General features: G+C 69.3%; 1 protein-coding gene. It reads left to right on the plus strand.

Annotated features, from left to right (window positions below):
- The coding region (locus EJK15_RS69595) for an acyl carrier protein (protein ID WP_171075449.1) at window positions 1-949 on the plus strand (949 nt) is incomplete at both ends.

The raw sequence follows: 949 nt of genomic DNA on the forward strand, positions 1-949 counted from the left end.
GATCTGGTCGGTGTGCGGCGCAGGGCCGCGTCCGACAGCCCGGCGGGAGACGCTTCGTTCGCCGACCGGCTGGCCGAGTTGCCCGCCGCAGAGCGCCAGGCAGCGGTGACGGAACTGGTACGCGCGCAGGCGGCCGCAGTGCTGGGGTACGGCGCGGCCGAGTCGGTCCCGGTGGACCGGGCCTTCCAAGAACTGGGCGTCGACTCACTGATGGCGGTGGACCTGCGGAACCGGCTGGGCCGGGCGGCCGGGCTCACCCTGCCGGCGACGCTGGTCTTCGACCACCCGTCGGTGAACGCGCTGACGGACTTCGTGCTGCGCCGGCTGCTTGGCGGGAAGGCCGATCAGCGGAGGACGCGGCGTCCGGCGGCGGTCATCGACGATCCCGTCGCGATCGTGGGGATGGCTTGTCGCTATCCGGGTGGGGTGGATGATCCGGATGGGTTGTGGCGGTTGCTGGTGGATGGTGTGGATGCGGTGGGCGGGTTTCCGGCTGATCGTGGCTGGGATGTGGCGGGTCTTTATGATCCGGAGCCGGGTAAGCCGGGTCGTTCTTATGCGCGGGAGGGCGGGTTCCTGTACGGGGCGGCGGATTTTGATCCGGCGTTTTTCGGGATCAGTCCGCGTGAGGCGGCGGAGATGGATCCGCAGGAGCGGCAGTTTCTGGAGGTGTGCTGGGCGGGGTTGGAGCGGGCTGGGATCGATCCGACGTCGCTGCGGGAGAGCAGTGCTGGGGTGTTTGCGGGGGTGATGTATCACGATTATGCGCCGTCGGGCACGGGTGGGGCGACGATTTCGGGCCGGGTGGCGTACTCCTTGGGGTTGGAGGGGCCGGCGGTGTCGGTGGATACGGCGTGTTCGTCGTCGTTGGTGGCGTTGCATTTGGCGGCGCAGGCGTTGCGTGCGGGGGAGTGTGATCTGGCGCTGGCGGGTGGGGTGACGGTGATGG

This window comes from Nonomuraea basaltis, assembly GCF_005893125.1.
GTDB classification, from domain to species: Bacteria; Actinomycetota; Actinomycetes; order Streptosporangiales; family Streptosporangiaceae; genus Nonomuraea; species Nonomuraea basaltis.